Source organism: Parashewanella curva (assembly GCF_003675895.1).
In the GTDB taxonomy this organism is placed as follows: domain Bacteria; phylum Pseudomonadota; class Gammaproteobacteria; order Enterobacterales; family Shewanellaceae; genus Parashewanella; species Parashewanella curva.
Window position 1 is genome coordinate 1 of the sequence record NZ_ML014826.1, and the last position, 17,848, is coordinate 17,848.

A 17,848-nucleotide genomic window follows, 5' to 3' on the forward strand; every position below is an offset into this window, starting at 1 on the left:
GGTTGGCACGAAGAACGATTTGCTTTTCAAAGTTAGAGAGTATGCACGACACTGTAATTGGTTTGTTAATCAATCGTGTAGAATTTGGAATTGATATTCATGCATACCACTAAATTAGGACACTACCAGATAAGGATTAGCCTTTTGAGCATCGTTTAACATGTGCATGTTTCTCACTCCTTCATCAGAATCTCTAGATTTAATACCTGATATCTGATAGGGCTTTAGTCCAAGCAAATTACCAACTGTTTGCCAGCGATGTTGTATTTCGAGAGTAGCCAAACATAAAACGTTTGTCGGAATATCATGAAATTTAAACTCCCCTTCTACCGAAGTTGAAGTTACAGCAGGTGAACTTGCTCTCGTTGATGGTATTGTTCTGTGTGAACTATGGGTTAAACGACCAGTCTGGCTTGATGATACTTGATTGTGTGCAACGTAATAGCTTTCATATTGGCTCACCTTAGCCGTAAGATTCCGAATTTGATCGTCTTTGGCATAAATTTGACGTTGAAGCTGATCGCGGGATGTTTCAACTTCATTGAATCGTCGTTGCAATAATGCATGTTGATGTTTTAATCTAGTGTATTCATCTTTTAATACCGTAACCTCTCTCAAGCTGGTTTCATTGGCGGTAGCAATACTTTCTGCATGGGTGTGTTGAGGTTCATTCCCAGATGTTTCCATGAATCGAATCAGAGTGGGTCGAAAATTGTGAGCAAGAACGATTTGGTCTGCCGTCTTCATTGCATCTACTATTTTTGTTATGCTGGCTTTGGGTTGAGTGAAAAACTTCTCTAATACGCGAGAAAGCATAGTTTCATGGTCACTACTCTTTTCAATCTTTTTCAGTTCTGTGCCGTTAATTCCAAGATGTAAACCGAATACATATGCACGATTAACCAGATCACGAACAATACATTCCAATATTCAGAGTGATTCTGAAGAAATTGAATTTGAGCCACAGATGATGTTATATCATCCATGGGACTCGCATCACCAAAACCGTTGTTGCCCTGTGAGCCAGCGCCAGAAACAGACATAAGAAATCTCACAATTTGAAAAGTTAAAAATGAGCCACATTAATAGCATTTTATAGGGTTATTAACTTGAATATTAATACAAATTAATTTTTAAAATTACAATAATCCTCATCAGTGCCAATGGTGACTGTAGTTGATACTCTTAACATTTATAACGCCTGCTACTTCTTTATGAGAGTTTAATAATAAAAGCCTGAATATGGTGTAGACTGAATACAGATTGAGCAATGATTCGGTCAATTACGTTGGATTATAGTTTAAAGCTTTATCTTCTTCTTTTATCAGGTAAACTAGCGCAAAATTACACCCAGCCATCTCATGGATATGAAATGGAGGTAAGTTCAGGGGGACTGTTATGATCACTGCATATCTTTATGAAAATCGTCGCTTAACTATTCAAGAATTGAACACCAAAGACGATATTCCAGAAGGCACCCTTTGGCTTGATCTTTATAAACCTGAAGATGATGAGCGTGAATGGTTGAGTAATTTTACTGTAGAAGAAGTACCTGAAGAAGAAGACATCAATGAGATCGAAGCTTCTGCACGTTTTTATCAAAACAGGGATGGTTTGCACATTAATTCTCTGTTCCCACAACGCGTCGGACAAGATGTTCGTGGTGTAAACATTTCCTTTAATCTTCGAAAAAACTTTTTACTTACCATTAGAGAAGAAGACGTAGGCTTAGTACGCTTACTGCGTAACTATTTACGCCTAGGCCGCCTGAAAGTTGCTACACCTCAGGAACTGTTTTTAGAGTTCTTCACATTGAAGGTCGATTACTTGTCTGATCTTATTGAAGACGTTTATACCGTATTGGAAAATATGGCTGAAGAAGTGTTTGAAAGCGAAGAGCTTGATGATGTCTTCAAGTTGATTACTTTACAGGAAGATTCAAATGGTAAGATCCGTTTGAGTTTGCTCGATACCCAACGTTCTTTACGATATATGCAGCGTTATTATCGTGGAAAAATGTCGGATGAAGAAATGAAAGATATCCGTGAAATGTTAGCGGATATTGAGTCACTAATGCCGCATAGCCAATTCATTTTCGATAAATTAAACTTTTTAATGGATGCAGCCATGGGGTTCACGGGGTTGCAACAAAACCGAATCATAAAAATATTTTCAGTTGCAGCTGTAGTCTTTTTACCGCCAACTTTGATTGCCAGCAGTTATGGCATGAACTTCCATGATATGCCTGAGCTTTCATGGACATTGGGTTACCCAATGGCTATAGCCATGATGCTGGCGAGTGCTGTGGGTACGTATTTCTTCTTTAAAAGGAAGCGTTGGTTGTAATAAAGTTATCGATTTGTTGACTCTTGGGCAGTATAGTTACGAATTGGTCGTATTGTCTGAGAGTTAACATGGATTTTATTGAAGTCTACCCAAATGCCTTACCTGATGAATTCTGTGATCAATTGATCCAAACTTTCACTAACCATTCTGGTGTTCGTTTTGGCGAAACTGGAAACGGTGTTGATAGTGAAAAGAAGCAAAGTAAAGATCTTACCTTAGATAACTTCCCAGAATTGGCTTCAATCAAGAATGAATTACTCGGTTACACCTTAAAAGGTGCAACTGACTATTTTAATAAATATTCTATGGCGTTGATGGGGGCGGTATCTGTTCAAGTAATGGATGAACACAACAAGCCTGTTACATTAACCTCAGATAATTTTGAAGCTTTAGGTAAGCCGAGAGCTATGCCTCTGGTTAAATACTTATACCGTAGTGGCACGATTAACATACAGCATTACCTAAAAGGGCAAGGTGGTTATCACCACTGGCACTCTGAACAATTCCCACAATTACAACATAATGAAGCATTACACAGAGTGGTTTTGTATATGTTCTATTTAAATGATGTAGAAGAAGGGGGAGAGACAGAGTTCTTTTATCAGCAGCGCAAAATTAAACCAAAAAAGGGAACAATGATTATCGCTCCAGCGGGTTTCACCCATACTCATAAAGGGCATGTGCCGTTAAGTAACGACAAGTATATTGCGACTTCTTGGATTATGTTTAATCGAGCCGAACACCTTTATGGGGCAATATCAAAATAATGGTTAGAGGTCGTATACGATCTCTAGTTAACAGGTATTTCAATCTCTATTTTCGCACCTGTCAATTTCGAACGACTAATAGATAACCTACCACCATAGGTTTCGACAATTTCATTGCAAATAGCCAACCCAAGACCCGTGCCTGCGTGTTGGGTATCTGCTCTAAAACCACGTTCTAGGATTTTGGATTTTATTTCATCAGGGATACCCGTTCCGTCATCTTCTATACAGAGATAAAATGATTTTCGAGTATGTGTAGCTTTAAAATGCACTTGGTTCGAACAAAGTCGAAATGCGTTTTCTAATAGGTTTCCACAAAGCTCTGTCAGATCGTCTTTGTTGCAAGGGAAGGTGAGTTTGTCGTCAATGTCTGAGGTGAATTGAATCTCCCTTTCTTGATATAATTTTTGCAATATAGGAACTAATTGTTCTATGACCTCGGAAATTTTTGTAGATTCTTCGATAATAGAACGTCGACCTAACAAAGCACGTTTTAAATGGTAATTGACCATATCATCCATTTGATAAATCTGTTCTAAAACCTGTTCCTGTTTGTCTTTAGTCTCGCTTTCTTTTCCTTCGATAAGTGCTCGAATAGAAGATAAACGAGTTTTGAGGCTATGTGCTAAATCGTTAATGGTATTTTTATATCGCTCCTGTTGAGCAGCGGATTGTTGGATCAGTTGGTTTAGCGCATTAACTGTGCCTTTGAACTCTCGTGGATAATTTTGGTTTAAATGTTTTGAGTGACCTTTTTTAATTTGATTCAGTTCCTTGATCATTTTCCTAAATGGCCGGATTCCCCAATATGTCATCGCTATCAAAAACAAACCTGTGAGGGCTAAAATGAGTGCAAGTTGTAAGTAGGTTTGGTGACTGAATTTTTGATATTCAAGGCTGAACCCATTGGCATCCTTAAGCACTAATAGCGTAATGTTTTTTCTTTTGGCTTGGAGCTTTAATGGATAAATTAAATAAGTGTTACCGTCTGTCAAATTGACGTAATAAGGAGGTTGGTTGTGTTTTACTTTGTGGTATTCATCACAGGTATTGGTCAAATTCCTTCTGTTTGCAAGATGGGATGACCAAATTTGTTTATGGTTTTTATCACAACTGACCATCATAAAGTCGATAGGGTTTTCTGGTGTATCTAAAACGCCTACTGTTGGATTATCTATGTGCTTTTTTAGTGTATCAATAGCAGTAGGGATATCTGCCATCAAGGCTTCAGTTTGTTGATTAAAACTTTGTTGAACATGCAATTGGTTAAATAACCAAGCTAAGGAAAGGGTGAGCAAGGTTATGATTATCACTGCCCCTGCTAATAACTGTTTGATTAAGCTGGGGCTGTTACTTTTTTTTAATTGCATGGTTGGTTAAATTTGTAACCTTGACCTCTGATAGTACTTATAGGGTTATCTAACCCATGTAGTGCGAGTTTTTTTCTCAATCGACTGACCATGACTTCAATTGTATTTGGGTCGCCTTCACGGTCAGCATAAATGACATCTAGTAGACGTCGTTTGGTGACTACTTCATGGTTATGGCGCATTAAATATTCCAGAATTAAATATTCAAATGCTGTTACATCGATAGCAGAACCACATAAACTGACTTGTTTAGCAGCGAGATCTATTTCTAAATCACCACTGGTTATGAGTGGTTTTACAAAGCCTGCGCTACGGCGTACTAAGGCATCAAGCCTTGCTACTAACTCTTCTTTTTGGAAGGGCTTAACAAGATAATCATCTGCTCCTGCGTTTAATCCGTCAACTTTATCTTTCCAATGCATACGAGCCGTTAAAATAAGAATAGGGGCTTTTAGATCATCATCTCTTAGCTTTTTGATTAGATTAATACCGTCAAAATCAGGCAGACCTATATCAACAATTGCAATATCTATTGGGTAATTTATGGCTTGGTAGTGGCCTTCTTTTGCATTTAAGGCAACTTGAACCTGATTACCGAGCTCTGAGAGCTGAACTTTAAGATGATGTGACAAAAGTGGGTCATCTTCTACAACCAATATCCGCATTATGAATTTCCAGTAGTGAATCAAACACTAACCCAAATAGAGTAATAATCAGTGAGCAGCAATTGCTGCTTGCTTTCTATTGTAGGTTTGTATTTACCTAAGCAAAAGAAAAGTGATGCATTTTTATGCGTCAGAGTGATTTATATACAAAATAGAGTTCGGTTGGAAGTAAAAATTGACTACTTTTAATCTTAAATAAATGTTAGATTTCCGTTCTATTTTCAAATTTTTTAATTTTTGGAGCAAGCGTGAAAGCACAAATCATTGAGGAAATGAAGGTTCAACCTCAAATCGATTCGGAGCAAGAAGTTCAGCGCAGAGTAGGGTTTATTAAGGCAATGTTGCTCAACTCTGGTTGCAAAAGTGTGGTTTTAGGGATCAGTGGTGGTGTTGACTCGTCGCTTGCAGGACGCCTTTGTCAACTCGCGGTTGAGCAGCTTAATGATGAACAAAAATTAAATAACTACCAATTTTTTGCTGTGCGTTTGCCTTACAAAATCCAAAAAGATGAAGATGAAGCACAACTCGCTTGCCAATTTATTAAGCCGTCTCATCAAATTACGGTAAATATTGCTGGTGGTGCTGATGGAATTCACTCAGAAGTAATAGCTGGACTCACTTCAGCACAAGTTGATGTTGCTGAGAACGTTAATGTAGATTTTGTAAAGGGCAATGTTAAAGCTCGTCAGCGCATGATCGCACAATATGAAATCGCAGGTTTGGTTAATGGTTTGGTTGTTGGAACAGATCATAGTGCTGAAAATATCACTGGTTTTTATACGAAATGGGGCGATGGAGCTTGTGATTTAGCGCCTTTATTTGGTTTAAGTAAACGGCAAGTTCGTCAATTAGCGAGTTATTTAGGTGCACCGGATATTTTAGTTCATAAAGCTCCTACAGCTGATTTAGAGGAAGACCAGCCTCAGTTAGAGGATGAAATAGCACTGGGTTTAACTTACGAACAAATCGATGACTTCTTAGAAGGTAAACTTGTTAACTCTGCTGTAGAAGATAAGTTGATTGAAATTTATAAAAGAACTCAGCATAAGCGTAAAGCGATTCCAACCATTTACGATCTATAAACTCCATTGTGTTAGATTTTTCTCATATCCGCTGGTTAGACGATAAAGGTCGTGTAAAGCCGCCTTTATCTCTTTATATTGTATTGGCATTCCTAGCAAGATCTTGGTGTATTTTTGCTATGTCTTTGACTCAGACAGGTCAGCGAGATGCGCTTGTTAAGTTATTTTACCCCGAAAAAACGGATTTTATTTCAGGATTGATTGCTGGCTCAATCGCTGTAGTGGTTTTTTTTCTAATTACGTTTGAGAGAAGAGGGAAGCCGACCTTTTTAATACCATTATTTCAGCGTATTAAGTGGGGGCTTTTTGTTACCTTGATTGCAGAGGCTTTTCTTATCTATGGGAAGCTGTCTTATTTGAAGTTTCAGTTTAGTTGGCAAAATGGATTAGAGGTTTTAGGGCTGTTTTGGTGTGGGTTGTTTATCTTTAAATCACAACATTTAGAGTATTATGTCAAAAACTGGACACTTGACAGAGAATAGCGGTATTCTGTCAATCAGTCATAAAAAGTAGCATAGTTACCCATAATGGATGTGGTTGTTGCAGATGTCGAATTCAGTAAAAATTCCCGTTTCTGATATTCAATTAGGAATGAAAATTAAGATCCCCTCAGCTTGGAAAGATCACCCTTTTTTTAGAAGCAGTATTCGGGTCAAAACGGCGAAAGAACTCCATGTAATTAAAGGCTTATCTCTGCCTTATGTGTATTTACTTGATGGGCATTATCAAACTCAAGACTTGAAGAGAGAATCTAGCACGGCAGAAAGTCCAGCACCGTTGCCTGAGCAGTCTATTTTTGACCCTAGCAAAGAAATTAAACAAGCCATTCAACGAAGCCAGAAAAGGTTTTCATTTAATATTGATGAAAATCAGATTATCCAAAATAAAATGCTGACCGATCCTGAAGGCGCGTATCGTCTTTCCACTGCCGTTGTTGAACAGTTATATCAACATCTAACAGAAGCAGAAGACACTCGACTTTGCTCGGTTAGAAAGCCAGAGGCACATAGAGACGTTAGTCAGCATTGTGTTTCTGTTGCGGTTATATCAATGATTTTGGCGAAAACGATAGGATTGAGTGAAGAGCAAATAAGAGATGTGGCTCAGGGAGCATTAATACACGACTATGGTAAGAGCAAAGTCCCAGATAGCATTGTAAGAAAAACAGGGGAGTTGACTAAAAGTGAAAAAAACTTTTTGAATTTACACCCGACCTATGGGGTAAACATTTTAAAACCACAAGGCGTATGGTCAGATGCGGTGCTCAGTATTGTAGGTTCACACCATGAGTATATTGATGGAAGCGGTTTTCCTCAACAGTTAAAAGGTGATCAAATCCCAATAACGACACAGGTTGTGAGTCTGGCTAATGAATTTGATATTTTACTAAATGATCCTAAATTCAGCTCTTCTAAGTTGGCTTTAGGTTATCTATATAAATATGGTGCTAAGCGACATGCTCCTGAATTATTAGCCGCTTTAATTAAAATCATAGGTGTTTTTCCACCTGGTACAATAGTGAAATTACAAGATGGGAGTTTTGCTAAAGTTCTAGTGAACAAAAATCATAGTAACTTTCCAGATGTTATAAGTCGTACGGCCTCTGGTAAACAGACGAAAATGCGCTGTTTAGAGAGTGAGCAAGTCGCTATTGAAAGCGTGGTCAGTAAAGATGATTTGGAAGAAAATGTTTTACACAGTCTTGGTGGTGATCAGGCGGTAAGTTTTTATTTTTGTGCCGAGTCCTAAGAGAAATAATATGAACGTAACGATTATTGGTTGTGGTTGGTTTGGCTTTCCGCTTGCACAGCGTTTGTTGAATGTTGGGTATCAGGTTTCTGGTAGTAAACGAGCATCTTCATCGCTTGGGGAGCTTAAGGCTGCTGGGATCAACACCTTTGCTTTAGATTTAAGTCAAAATCTAACAGCGAATGAACAGTTAGCAATTAAACCATTTTTAGAATCTGATCATTTGATTGTTTGCATACAACCGAGTTTACGAAAGCAATCCTCTACTTCATATCTGACGCAATTACAAAAATTAATGAGCTTAGTAGAAGCTAAGCAATACAAAAAGATGATCTTGGTCAGCTCTTCATCTGTTTATCCAGATATTGAGGGTGTCATGAAAGAAGATGATGCTTCTGTACACTCCGAATCTAGTCAGGTTATGTTAGCGGCCGAAGATCTATTTTTAAATCACAACAATGGTTATATTCTTAGATTTTCGGGATTAATCGGGCCTAAGCGTCCACCAGGGCGCTTTTTTTCAGGAAAATTTGAGATCCCTGCAGGCGATAAAGTTGTTAATTTAGTCCACCTTGAGGACTGTATTGCGGCAATGGTGGCATTGTTAACAGCTGATTCAGCTAGCAAAGTTTATAATGTTTGTTCTCCTCATCATCCTTCTCGTAGTGAGTTCTATACTCAAGCGACACTTCATTTTGGTGGCATCCAGCCAAGCTTTTTAAGTGATGGGATTCGTGGGAAAGAGGTGAGTGGCGTTAAAATCACTAATGAATTGGATTTTTCTTATCAATTTAACGATCTATATTTAGCACTTGATGCTTGTTAACTGAGGGTGAAATTGTGATAAAGAAACTTGTTGCTACTGCTTTTATTTGTATGTTGTCTTTGTTATGCAACCAAGCGCTTGCCGCAAATTTTGTAGAAGGTAAAGATTATATTAAAGTTGAAGGCATACCAGAGGCTCACAAGCCAGTGGTACGAGAGTTTTTCTCTTACAATTGCCCTCATTGTTATCATGCCGAGTCAAGTGTTGAAAAAATGGCGACAATGCTTAAAGGTAAGGTAGCTTTTGTAAGAACACCAGTTGGAGCGGGGCGTCCTAGTTGGATCTTAGGTCAAGAAGCCTATTTTGTTGCCAAAAAACTTAAAATTACCCAGCAAGTTCATAGTCAAATTTTTCACTATATTCACGAAGAAGCTGGGCCTTTCACTTCGGTTGCTCAGCTTAAAGCTTTTTTTATCACACAAGGTGTTAAAGCTTCAGATTTTGATATGGCTTATAATTCAGCGGATAGAAAAGCGGCGTTAAGCGAATATGGAATTCAAGTCCAGCTATCTGCTATTAGTGGTGTTCCAACGTTTTTAATTAATGGGATTTATGAGGTTAATCCAGCAGGCAAATCGGCGGACGAGTTAGTTGGTATTGTAAATTACTTAGTCAGCATGAAAGTTAAGTAATGACAACTACTGCTTGCAAAAAGAATCAGTAACCAGAGCTATGCATAAGTAAACCTCTACAGTACAGCTACTTATGCGTATTTCTGTGTTAAAACAGCCCGAAATAGGCTGGCTATTATGAACTGTTCTGCCTTGAACTACACAAAATTAGCAATACTATAGATTGAATTTATATTTCAATCATAAAAACAAAACGATATAGATTTCTTTATACAGAGTTCAGATTAAGTAGTTATTCTTATAATACGTTTACCTATTTTTTCCACTTCTTTTACTTCATTTTCTTTATGGTTCAATAGAGACTTGAGTGGAATATCATGTTCGTCAAAGAATGTGTTTCACCTTCTACTATAGGGCTTAATCCTTTAACTATATACAATAAAGTTACATTGCTCTTCGATTAGGCTTCTAATCGTCCTTTTTCGATGGCGAAGGCATTTCCTGAAGGGGGATATTCTTAAAGTTTGGTAGCTGTTTTGGCTTGTTAGTGACAAAAGGGTGTATACCTTCTCGTTCAAGTTCATCCCACTTCGCAGATTCTTTTTGTTCGAACTCTGTTACGTTTACATTACTTGCATGGCTTAGTTTTTTTCGGATATCGCTATATTGAGCCATAAATTTTTGTGCTGCAACATAGCCTAGGTTATCAATGATAACCCGCCGAGTTGATGTGCTTCCCCAGTAAGCGTGCAGTGGTTCTAAGTCCAGCTGCCTTTCACATGAAGTAATGATGATATTGCATATAGCATTGGCTAATTCTGGTCTTTTTGACCAATGCATTACAGTCAGAAGCAAAGCGCTTTTACCTTCTTTCACATTGTTCAACTGAGCAGAGATACTAAGTAAGGAGCTTACCATTTCTGTGTGTGCTTTTAACTCAGAAGGTCCCATGATTATCGCTTTGGCAACAATATGTGCAGGCACAGTAAGTTGTGCCTTTTTCATCCGTTCAATACAGTCGTTGATTGTTTTCTGATTGTGTCGGGAAGTAGCTACATCTAAAACCTCGAGTACTCTCTCTTGGAAAGCATTTTCTGGCATCTCATCAATCAGTATGATAATAGCTTCCATATTGCTGGCTTTCGTTGCTTCTTGGTATAGTTCTTCTATTGCATTCTCTCGAGTCTCTGGGCTTTTAAATTTCGTTTCGGTTTTTAAAAATTTTGCTAACATTTTTGAATGATTGGCCTTTTGAGCAGCTAATATTGCGGGGCTAACTCCTTTGTTGTTTTTTAAAAATGGATTAGCTCCATGCTTTATTAAATGTTCATCTATTCCCTTCGGATCACCGCAATTTTTTACACATAGATATAAAGGTGTGCAACCATTTTTATCTCGTATATCAACTTGTGGCGCGTATTTCAGTAATGTTTCGATACAATTGACACTGCCTGAACCAGCAGCATGATGTAAAGCTGAGTGGCCATCAGGATTTTGATAGTCAACATTTACTCCTTTTCCCAATAAATATTCCGATGTAAGGTGTTTATTGCCGTGGCAGGCAAGTTGTAAAGGGCTAGTACCTAGTCTTGATGTTATTTCTAAGTTCGCTCCTGCATCTCCCAATTCTTTAACGCGTTCAAGTTGGCCTAGTTCTATCAATTTGCGTATAGCGTTATTACCTTCGGCGTCTGTTATGTCTAAATCATCTGGTTTACAAGATTTTATTAGCTCTGGAATAAGGTGGTGTCGTTCTTTAGTGCAAGCCAAATGTAAGGCAGTATTTCCACTTAAGTTTTTTAAAACAGGTCTAGCTCCAGCAGCGACTAACAAAGCTATAGTTGGCTCATGTGCTTGATATACTGCGATGTGGAGCGGGGTCACTTGATTTGTTGATAGTGCTGAGAACTCAAACTGAGCGGTAGAACCCCAATAGTATTTTTTTACATCATTTGGACAGGAGTGCTCAGTAGGTTGATGTCTAGGATAGCATTGGCAAGAATAAGGCCGACTCCATTTTGTAGTAAACCCAAGCTCTGGCTCAACCTCTTTTTCTTTTACATTGTAGTTTTTTCTATCTATAAAGCAGGTAGGATTAATACCTGCTTGCAGATAAGCTTCAAGCAGTGTTAGATTTTTTGATAGAATCGCATGCGTAATAGCCACCCCAACAGGTTGTGCTTTTAATTCTTTATGAAGCATATTCATTTCTTGCTCGAGATGACTGATTGCGTTGTCCTCAGTATTTGCAAATACGTGCATGCTTCTATTTAGTTGACTTACTTTCCAGCATTTTCCTGCGCTAGTGGTATGTTCAATTTTTACTTCAAGTAGGCTTATCGCTGGTTCAAGCGCCCCTTTTTCAAATTGATGAAACTGAAGAACCGCTTGGTGTCTATTGATAGAGTTACAAGCTAATTCAGACAGCCCATGACTTATTCCGTATTTTTTATCACCACATTCCAATGAAAAGGCTGCTTGTGCTTGTTCGTAAACTAAAACAAGTTCTGTAGTGGGGGTTAACGTGGAGCGATTTGTTGCTTCAGCCATAGGTTTACTCAATTCAAATTAATGTTAATCAGTCGACAAAATATGTTCTAAAAAATTTCACTAATATTCATACATTAATACTGTGATTTAACTGAATCAAAGTTAAAAATGCTTACATTTCAATGCTTTTATGATTTGTTATTACAGGCTAGAGTGTTAAAAGAGCTTCCTTTGATGGGGTACAAATCAATGCCAATACCTTTCTTTTTAATAGGCGGGGCAGTGGGTGCACTTGCACTTGCTGAATATAAACAATATAAAAAAGACACTTTGCTTAATCGGATAGATTCATCCATGAATTTAGGCGAGCCAGAGTTAAAATTTTCTCCAAGTCTGGTTCATTCTTCAAATAAAAAAGTTGTGCCAACCCAAGGAGCAATAGTGTGTTGTCATGTATATGGGCTTGTTTGTCACGTTGGTATTTGGTGCGATGATGCCATTATTGAACTTCATGGTTCTGGCTTAGTTAGAGTGGTTTCTACAGAACGGTTTTTGAAGCAAAGAAGTGGAGAAACTATCTATGTTGCGTGTAACAATAAAGCTATACCAATATCTTGCGCCTCAGCAGCAGAACGGGCTAAGGCGCAAGTTTATTATTATCGAGAGTATGAATTACTTGCTAATAATTGCTATCGTTTCATTTGGTATTGTTTGAGTGGACAAGAAACTCAAATAAGCAGTTTTACAGCGCTAAACGAGAAGCTAGCGAATTATTTCCAACAAGATATTTATTGGGATGAGCTTCTCGTAAATTGAATGCCTATATTTCATCTTCTTCTGTCATTTCTTTGGGTTTTTTATCTTTTAAGTCAAAACCATCAAGCAGCAGTAGCACATCAGCAATAGCTGCTTTTATTGTGGCGTGTTCTTTCGAGCTTTTACCTGTGCGGCGATGGTGGTTTGATTCACTTAAAGTGATTTTATCAAGAATTGATTCAAGCTCGACTGGGTCGTTATTGTCTTGCAAGTCGATTGGGCGCTTGGCTTTTTTATTGTAGGCTTGGATTTCATGATCAAGAGTTTGTTGTGATTCTATTAATCGTTTCATAGCTTATCCCTAATCTTTGTTTGTTTCTGTTTACCTCTACTACTTTTTACTACATTTATTATGACTTTAGTGCAGAAACAATTGGCGATCAAGGGGCTGAGGATATAAAAAAGCCCTGAAAGTACAGGGCTTAGAATATTAAATTAGATGATTACTTATTTTTACAAAAGTGGTCTACAGCTTTTTTAGCTAGTTCTAAACCTGTTTGGTCACAAGGTGGTAACTCAGCATCGCTTTCACTGATTGGAGTTACTCTATCTCCCCATTTTAGAAGCATGGCAGCTGAAGTTAGCCCAGCACCAAAGGCACACGACAAGATGGTTTGATTAGGCTTTAATCGACCTTGCTCAATTGCATCGCAGATTGCGATTGGTACCGTTGCAGCAGAAGTGTTCCCGTAGTTAGCTATGTTCACAAATGCTTTTTCTTTAGGTATGCGCATTTTAGCGACAAGTGTATCGATGATTCTTTCATTAGCTTGATGTGGGATAACAATATCAACATCTTCTTTTTCAACACCACAGCGTTCTAAAACCTGAGCGCTTAGTTTTTTCATCCCGTTGATTGCACGTTTAAAGATCTCTTGACCATCAAACTGGATGTAAAAATCCAAAGATTTAGGGTCAAAACGATCCATTCCAGTTCCAAATGAAGCTTTAAGGATTTCTCGACCTTCAGGGTCATTATTTAAAGCATAAGCTTTTACACCACAATCTTCTTCTGTCGCTTCAAAGACAGCCGCACCAGCGCCATCACCGAATAAAACCGCAGTTTCACGGCGTGACCAGTCAATCATGAAGGTCAGTCTTTCAGCGCCAATAACTAAGACTTTTTTGCACTGACCACTTTCGATTTGTGCTGTTGCAAGTCCTGAACCGTATAAAAAACCACTACAGGCGGCATTAATATCAAAAGCAGCACAACTAGCTCCAACATTGGCTTGAACGGTTGCTGCAATATTAGGAACTAAAGTATCAGGCGTAGCGGTAGCAAGGATGATCATGTCAAGCTCACTGCCATCGATTCCAGCAGCAGCTAATGCTCTTTTAGCTGCAACAGTAGCTAGCTCAGAAGTATTCACATGACTGATATGACGTTGTTTAATTCCAGTTCGAGTTCTGATCCATTCATCTGAAGTTTCTATGAATGTGGCTAAATCATCATTGGTCAGTACGGCAGGAGGGACGCATTTCCCCCATCCTGTGATCATAGCGTTTGGCATATTAAGTTCTCTTTACTACTGTCTCAGTAATTATTATCTATTAGTTAACTTGTTGTGCAACCATGTTTTTAATGGTTTCTGCTGCGTGTAAAATATGTGATTTCAAAAGCTCACAAGCTTTGTTAGAGTCACCATTTTTGCAATACTCAAGCAGGTCTCGGTGCTCTTGCTCTGCTTTTGGAATACCACCACCAAGTAATAATTGTAATCTAATATAACGGTCACAATTGGTGTTCAGAGATTGAATCACTTCCAGTGTATGTGGACGATTCGCTGCTTGATATAAACAAGTATGGAACTGAGTATTGAGCTCACTCCAGCTTGCGACAGCGTTTTCTTGTTTAAATGCAGATTCCAATAGCTCTAAAACTTGTTCTGCTTCAGCATAATCAGTACGTTGCATATTTGGAATGGCCTTAGCTAGAAGGTCGGTTTCAACCATAGCTCTTAGCTCGAACAGCTCTGTCACTTGATCAACAGAAAGCACAGTGGCAGTAGCACCTTTGTGAGCTTCAAATTTAACCAAGCCTTCAGCTTCTAATTGTAGTAATGCTTCTCTAATTGGTATACGACTAACATTGAGTTCATCAGCGAGCGCACTTTGTCTTAATGGCTCTCCAGCCGCGATATCACCGGATAAGATTTTCTCTCTTAATACTTCAACGACAACTTGGGTTCTGGTTTTATGAACGATAGGTGTTTTTCGACTCATGAGCTATTTTTAGTGTTTACATATTTTATATAATTAGTTCCAAGATACCCCTTAAAAGCTAATAAATAAAGGGAAACCCTAGTTTTCCCTTTATTTTTGTTAAATCACTGAGTATTTATATCAAAATCCTCTAAAAAGCATACACAGTGCGAGTTTAATCAGGATATTAGTGTAACTCATTAGGTAATATTGAGGTAGGAGCGTTTTGAAAGCAAATCGGTCGTAAAAATCGATTGATTGCTTTTATACCAACTGAAGTTGTCTTTACGTCTGTACTGGCAGGATAAGGACCACCATGGTTCATGGAATGACATACTTCAACTCCTGTGGGCATCTGATTAAAGATGAGCCTTCCAACTTTATAGCTCAATTCATGAATAATATTCTTGTGCTGTTCAATATCTACTTGGTCACCATGGATACTGGCAGTTAACTGACCTTCAAGCTTCGAGATAACTCGAAGCAGTTCGTCAGTATCGTTGCATTCTACAATAATTGAACAAGGTCCAAATACTTCTTGTTGAAGCATTGATTCTTGCAGAAATGCGTTGGCAGACACACAGAAGCATTTTGGCTGAGTATGATGTTCTTTGCTTGGAGCATTCCCTTCTGCAATGGTTAGAGTTGCAAGGTGAGAAGCAAGGCTACTTGTTTTCTCTTGGTATTGAGAAGCAATACTAGAAGATAGCATTGGTGCAGATTCCTGTTCTTTCATTACCAAAGCTAGTTTGTTTTTGTAACGTTCCAAGCTATTACCTTTAAGTGCTATCAGCAATCCTGGGCTAGTGCAAAATTGACCATGCCCCATCATCATTGACTGAACTTGAGTAGTTGCGAGGCTTTCTGCATTGGTTTCTAGTTGGTTAGGTAACAATACTTGAGGATTGGTTGAGCCTAATTCTCCGTAAAAAGGAATTGGCTCATTCCGCTGAGCGCATAAGTCAGCTAATATTCGACCAACTTTGAGTGAGCCTGTAAAACCTACGGCTTTAATCAATGGGTGTTTTACTATAGCTGCAGCGGTGTCTGGTTTGCTGCTTTGTAACAAATTAAACACTCCAGATGGCACTTGCGATTTAATGACCGCTTTTTCAATGGCTTTCGTAACTAGCTCAGATGTCGCGGCATGAAGAGGGTGTCCTTTTACGATAACTGGGCAGCCAGCAGCCAATGCCGAAGCGGTATCACCGCCCGCAGTAGAAAAGGCTAGTGGGAAGTTAGAAGCACCAAACACAACCACTGGGCCTAGAGGAAGATAGCTTAAACGTGTATCAGGTTTAGGTAATGGACTGCGATTAGGATCTGCTGTATCAATTTGTACATCAGTATTAGGTTGACGTAAAAAATTTGCAAACATCAATAACTGATTGCAGGTGCGGCCAGCTTCACCTTGTAAACGGGCTTCAGGAAGTCCGGTTTCAAGCATGGCCGCTTGAATAATGTCAGCCTTTAAAGTTTCGATTTCTTGGGCTATGGCTTCGAGAAAAGTTGCTCGTTGTTCTGGAGTGGTTTGTCTATATTTAATAAATGCGTTATGGGCTGCTTGCACAGCCTGTTCGACCTGAGTTTCAGTTGCTTCAAAAAATGTCCAAGGACTTTCTTTGTTGGCAATGGGATCATAGCTTGGAAAACTTGGACCCGATCCAATCCATTGCTGATTGATAAAATGCTGCCCTAAGACGTCTTGAGATAAAGCTGTCATTGTTTTCTATTCCTTATAAATCTCAATTACACCACTTGAAAACCGTGGGCATATGGATCGTCATCGTCAATAATAATACTGTTGTGGCCAGTAACTCTTGCCCAGCCTTGAATACTTGGTACGATGGCTGGATGTTGTCCTACCTGAGTTTCTTCTTCTATCTTTCCAATAAATTGGCTGCCGATAATACTTTCGTGTGTATAAGTATCACCTACTGCAAGTTGTCCCTTTGCATAGAGTTGAGCTAAGCGGGCGCTGGTTCCGGTTCCACATGGAGAGCGATCAATAGCTTTATCACCATAAAATACGGCGTTTGCGCCATCTGAATCTTCATTGAGGGTGCTTCCTGTCCATAATACATGGCTTACTCCTCTAACCGTTGGATCATCCGGATGAATGCATTTTAGTGAAGAGGCAGCTTCTCGCACTATTGGGCTCCAATGCAGTATGTCGTTAGCTGTCCAGTTTCTTAGCCCAGGAAAGTTACCTTGTGGTTCGATGATGCAATAAAAATTACCACCATAGGCTATATCAACGGTGAGTAGACCTAATCCTGGAATATCAATCACAGCGTTTCTATGGGCTAGGTAACAAGCTACGTTGTGTATTTTCACCCAATCGACTTTGTTTTGAGTAAGTTGATATTCAACTTGAATTTGACCTGCTGGAACATCGAGAGTCAACTTTCCGGGAGTTTTTGGGGTGAGTAATCCGGCTTCAATAGCTGCGGTTACGGCACCAATCGTACCGTGGCCGCACATTGGTAAGCAGCCGCTAGTTTCAATAAATAAGAAAGAAGCATCTGAATTAGGGTTGCAAGCGGGATAAATAAAGGCGCCGGACATCATGTCATGACCACGAGGTTCAAACATAAGGGCTGTGCGTATCCAATCATAGTGAGTTAAGAAGTCTTGTCTTTTCTCGCTCATGGTGGCACCGTTTAATGAAGGATGGCCACTAGTGACCAACCTTACAGGGTTTCCGCAGGTGTGAGCATCAATGCAAAAAAACGTCCCTTTTATCATTGGTGTAATTCCTACTAAAGCGCTTTTGGTTAAATTAACTTGAGGTCTGTATAAAGAAATCAATACTGTTTTGTTTTTATAGATATAACTCAAGTTTCGGAGTTCAAATCCAACAATAAAAATCGTTTATCATGTTGATATTTAAAGAAAAGGTAAGGGTTTGCGTGTTATAATCTTGTTGCTTAGACAAAAACTAAAACACACAAACCCTT

At 38.8% G+C, this 17,848-nt stretch carries 17 protein-coding genes and 1 pseudogene; 9 read left to right on the forward strand and 9 right to left on the reverse strand.

Annotation, left to right across the window (positions count from 1 at the left end; genetic code table 11):
* Nucleotides 1-113, forward strand: a pseudogene (locus D5018_RS22440) (IS1 family transposase); the annotation flags it as partial.
* A 1-nt stretch (nucleotide 114) separates the two neighbouring features.
* On the opposite strand, the gene D5018_RS17705 reads toward D5018_RS22440, so the two are convergent.
* Nucleotides 115-927: a hypothetical protein gene (locus tag D5018_RS17705; protein ID WP_121840323.1), complete on the reverse strand. Its 813-nt coding sequence runs from the start codon at nucleotides 925-927 to the stop codon at nucleotides 115-117.
* A gap of 471 nt (nucleotides 928-1,398) precedes the next feature.
* Here D5018_RS17705 and corA point away from each other — a divergent pair, with 471 nt between their 5' ends.
* Both corA and D5018_RS17715 read left to right on the forward strand, forming a co-directional pair.
* Entirely contained in the window at nucleotides 1,399-2,346 is a 948-nt protein-coding gene (gene corA, locus D5018_RS17710) for a magnesium/cobalt transporter CorA (RefSeq protein ID WP_121840324.1), read from the forward strand.
* Between the two features lie 68 nt (nucleotides 2,347-2,414).
* Nucleotides 2,415-3,113, forward strand: a complete 699-nt coding sequence (locus D5018_RS17715) for a 2OG-Fe(II) oxygenase (protein ID WP_121840325.1) — start codon at nucleotides 2,415-2,417, stop codon at nucleotides 3,111-3,113.
* A gap of 23 nt (nucleotides 3,114-3,136) precedes the next feature.
* Here the strand turns inward: D5018_RS17715 and D5018_RS17720 are convergent, their stop codons facing one another.
* Both D5018_RS17720 and D5018_RS17725 read right to left on the reverse strand, forming a co-directional pair.
* Nucleotides 3,137-4,426, reverse strand: coding sequence for an ATP-binding protein (locus D5018_RS17720; protein ID WP_165905099.1), 1,290 nt, complete (start codon nucleotides 4,424-4,426; stop codon nucleotides 3,137-3,139).
* 47 nt (nucleotides 4,427-4,473) lie between these two features.
* Entirely contained in the window at nucleotides 4,474-5,148 is a 675-nt protein-coding gene (locus tag D5018_RS17725) for a response regulator (RefSeq protein WP_121840327.1), read from the reverse strand.
* A 248-nt stretch (nucleotides 5,149-5,396) separates the two neighbouring features.
* Here D5018_RS17725 and nadE point away from each other — a divergent pair, with 248 nt between their 5' ends.
* From nadE to D5018_RS17750, 5 genes are all read left to right on the forward strand, one after another.
* Nucleotides 5,397-6,230, forward strand: coding sequence for an ammonia-dependent NAD(+) synthetase (gene nadE / locus D5018_RS17730; protein WP_121840328.1), 834 nt, complete (start codon nucleotides 5,397-5,399; stop codon nucleotides 6,228-6,230).
* A gap of 8 nt (nucleotides 6,231-6,238) precedes the next feature.
* Complete coding sequence (locus D5018_RS17735; RefSeq protein WP_243637463.1) at nucleotides 6,239-6,712, forward strand: DUF2919 domain-containing protein; 474 nt, start codon at nucleotides 6,239-6,241, stop codon at nucleotides 6,710-6,712.
* 64 nt (nucleotides 6,713-6,776) lie between these two features.
* A complete protein-coding gene (locus D5018_RS17740) occupies nucleotides 6,777-7,979 on the forward strand; it encodes an HD-GYP domain-containing protein (protein WP_165905100.1) in 1,203 nt (400 codons plus the stop codon).
* A gap of 10 nt (nucleotides 7,980-7,989) precedes the next feature.
* Complete coding sequence (locus D5018_RS17745) at nucleotides 7,990-8,805, forward strand: SDR family oxidoreductase (protein ID WP_121840331.1); 816 nt, start codon at nucleotides 7,990-7,992, stop codon at nucleotides 8,803-8,805.
* Between the two features lie 14 nt (nucleotides 8,806-8,819).
* Nucleotides 8,820-9,437, forward strand: coding sequence for a thiol:disulfide interchange protein DsbA/DsbL (locus D5018_RS17750; protein ID WP_243637464.1), 618 nt, complete (start codon nucleotides 8,820-8,822; stop codon nucleotides 9,435-9,437).
* 408 nt (nucleotides 9,438-9,845) lie between these two features.
* Here D5018_RS17750 and D5018_RS17755 read toward each other — a convergent pair whose 3' ends face one another.
* Nucleotides 9,846-11,927, reverse strand: coding sequence for an ankyrin repeat domain-containing protein (locus D5018_RS17755; RefSeq protein ID WP_121840332.1), 2,082 nt, complete (start codon nucleotides 11,925-11,927; stop codon nucleotides 9,846-9,848).
* A 174-nt stretch (nucleotides 11,928-12,101) separates the two neighbouring features.
* On the opposite strand from D5018_RS17755, the gene D5018_RS17760 reads away from it, so the two are divergent.
* On the forward strand, nucleotides 12,102-12,683 hold the full coding sequence (locus tag D5018_RS17760) for a hypothetical protein (RefSeq protein ID WP_133309330.1): 582 nt from the start codon (nucleotides 12,102-12,104) through the stop codon (nucleotides 12,681-12,683).
* A gap of 4 nt (nucleotides 12,684-12,687) precedes the next feature.
* Here the strand turns inward: D5018_RS17760 and D5018_RS17765 are convergent, their stop codons facing one another.
* The 5 genes from D5018_RS17765 to D5018_RS17785 all read right to left on the reverse strand — a co-directional run bounded on the left by D5018_RS17765 (nucleotide 12,688) and on the right by D5018_RS17785 (nucleotide 17,636).
* Entirely contained in the window at nucleotides 12,688-12,975 is a 288-nt protein-coding gene (locus tag D5018_RS17765) for a hypothetical protein (protein ID WP_121840334.1), read from the reverse strand.
* Between the two features lie 151 nt (nucleotides 12,976-13,126).
* Nucleotides 13,127-14,197 carry a ketoacyl-ACP synthase III gene (locus D5018_RS17770; protein WP_121840335.1) on the reverse strand — a complete coding sequence of 357 codons (1,071 nt, stop codon included), beginning with the start codon at nucleotides 14,195-14,197 and terminating at the stop codon, nucleotides 13,127-13,129.
* A gap of 40 nt (nucleotides 14,198-14,237) precedes the next feature.
* Entirely contained in the window at nucleotides 14,238-14,909 is a 672-nt protein-coding gene (locus D5018_RS17775; RefSeq protein ID WP_121840336.1) for a GntR family transcriptional regulator, read from the reverse strand.
* A gap of 166 nt (nucleotides 14,910-15,075) precedes the next feature.
* Nucleotides 15,076-16,611: an aldehyde dehydrogenase (NADP(+)) gene (locus D5018_RS17780; protein ID WP_121840337.1), complete on the reverse strand. Its 1,536-nt coding sequence runs from the start codon at nucleotides 16,609-16,611 to the stop codon at nucleotides 15,076-15,078.
* Between the two features lie 26 nt (nucleotides 16,612-16,637).
* Nucleotides 16,638-17,636 carry a 4-hydroxyproline epimerase gene (locus D5018_RS17785; protein WP_121840338.1) on the reverse strand — a complete coding sequence of 333 codons (999 nt, stop codon included), beginning with the start codon at nucleotides 17,634-17,636 and terminating at the stop codon, nucleotides 16,638-16,640.
* Nucleotides 17,637-17,848: the final 212 nt, after the last annotated feature.

What these genes read in the sequence shown, in the direction of transcription:
- corA (WP_121840324.1), top strand. Translation starts at nt 1,399, where the DNA reads ATGATCACTGCATATCTTTATGAAAATCGTCGCTTAACTATTCAAGAA.
- D5018_RS17715 (WP_121840325.1), top strand. Translation starts at nt 2,415, where the DNA reads ATGGATTTTATTGAAGTCTACCCAAATGCCTTACCTGATGAATTCTGT.
- D5018_RS17725 (WP_121840327.1), bottom strand. Translation starts at nt 5,148, where the DNA reads ATGCGGATATTGGTTGTAGAAGATGACCCACTTTTGTCACATCATCTT.
- D5018_RS17740 (WP_165905100.1), top strand. Translation starts at nt 6,777, where the DNA reads ATGTCGAATTCAGTAAAAATTCCCGTTTCTGATATTCAATTAGGAATG.
- D5018_RS17745 (WP_121840331.1), top strand. Translation starts at nt 7,990, where the DNA reads ATGAACGTAACGATTATTGGTTGTGGTTGGTTTGGCTTTCCGCTTGCA.
- D5018_RS17755 (WP_121840332.1), bottom strand. Translation starts at nt 11,927, where the DNA reads ATGGCTGAAGCAACAAATCGCTCCACGTTAACCCCCACTACAGAACTT.
- D5018_RS17760 (WP_133309330.1), top strand. Translation starts at nt 12,102, where the DNA reads ATGGGGTACAAATCAATGCCAATACCTTTCTTTTTAATAGGCGGGGCA.
- D5018_RS17765 (WP_121840334.1), bottom strand. Translation starts at nt 12,975, where the DNA reads ATGAAACGATTAATAGAATCACAACAAACTCTTGATCATGAAATCCAA.
- D5018_RS17770 (WP_121840335.1), bottom strand. Translation starts at nt 14,197, where the DNA reads ATGCCAAACGCTATGATCACAGGATGGGGGAAATGCGTCCCTCCTGCC.
- D5018_RS17775 (WP_121840336.1), bottom strand. Translation starts at nt 14,909, where the DNA reads ATGAGTCGAAAAACACCTATCGTTCATAAAACCAGAACCCAAGTTGTC.
- D5018_RS17780 (WP_121840337.1), bottom strand. Translation starts at nt 16,611, where the DNA reads ATGACAGCTTTATCTCAAGACGTCTTAGGGCAGCATTTTATCAATCAG.
- D5018_RS17785 (WP_121840338.1), bottom strand. Translation starts at nt 17,636, where the DNA reads ATGATAAAAGGGACGTTTTTTTGCATTGATGCTCACACCTGCGGAAAC.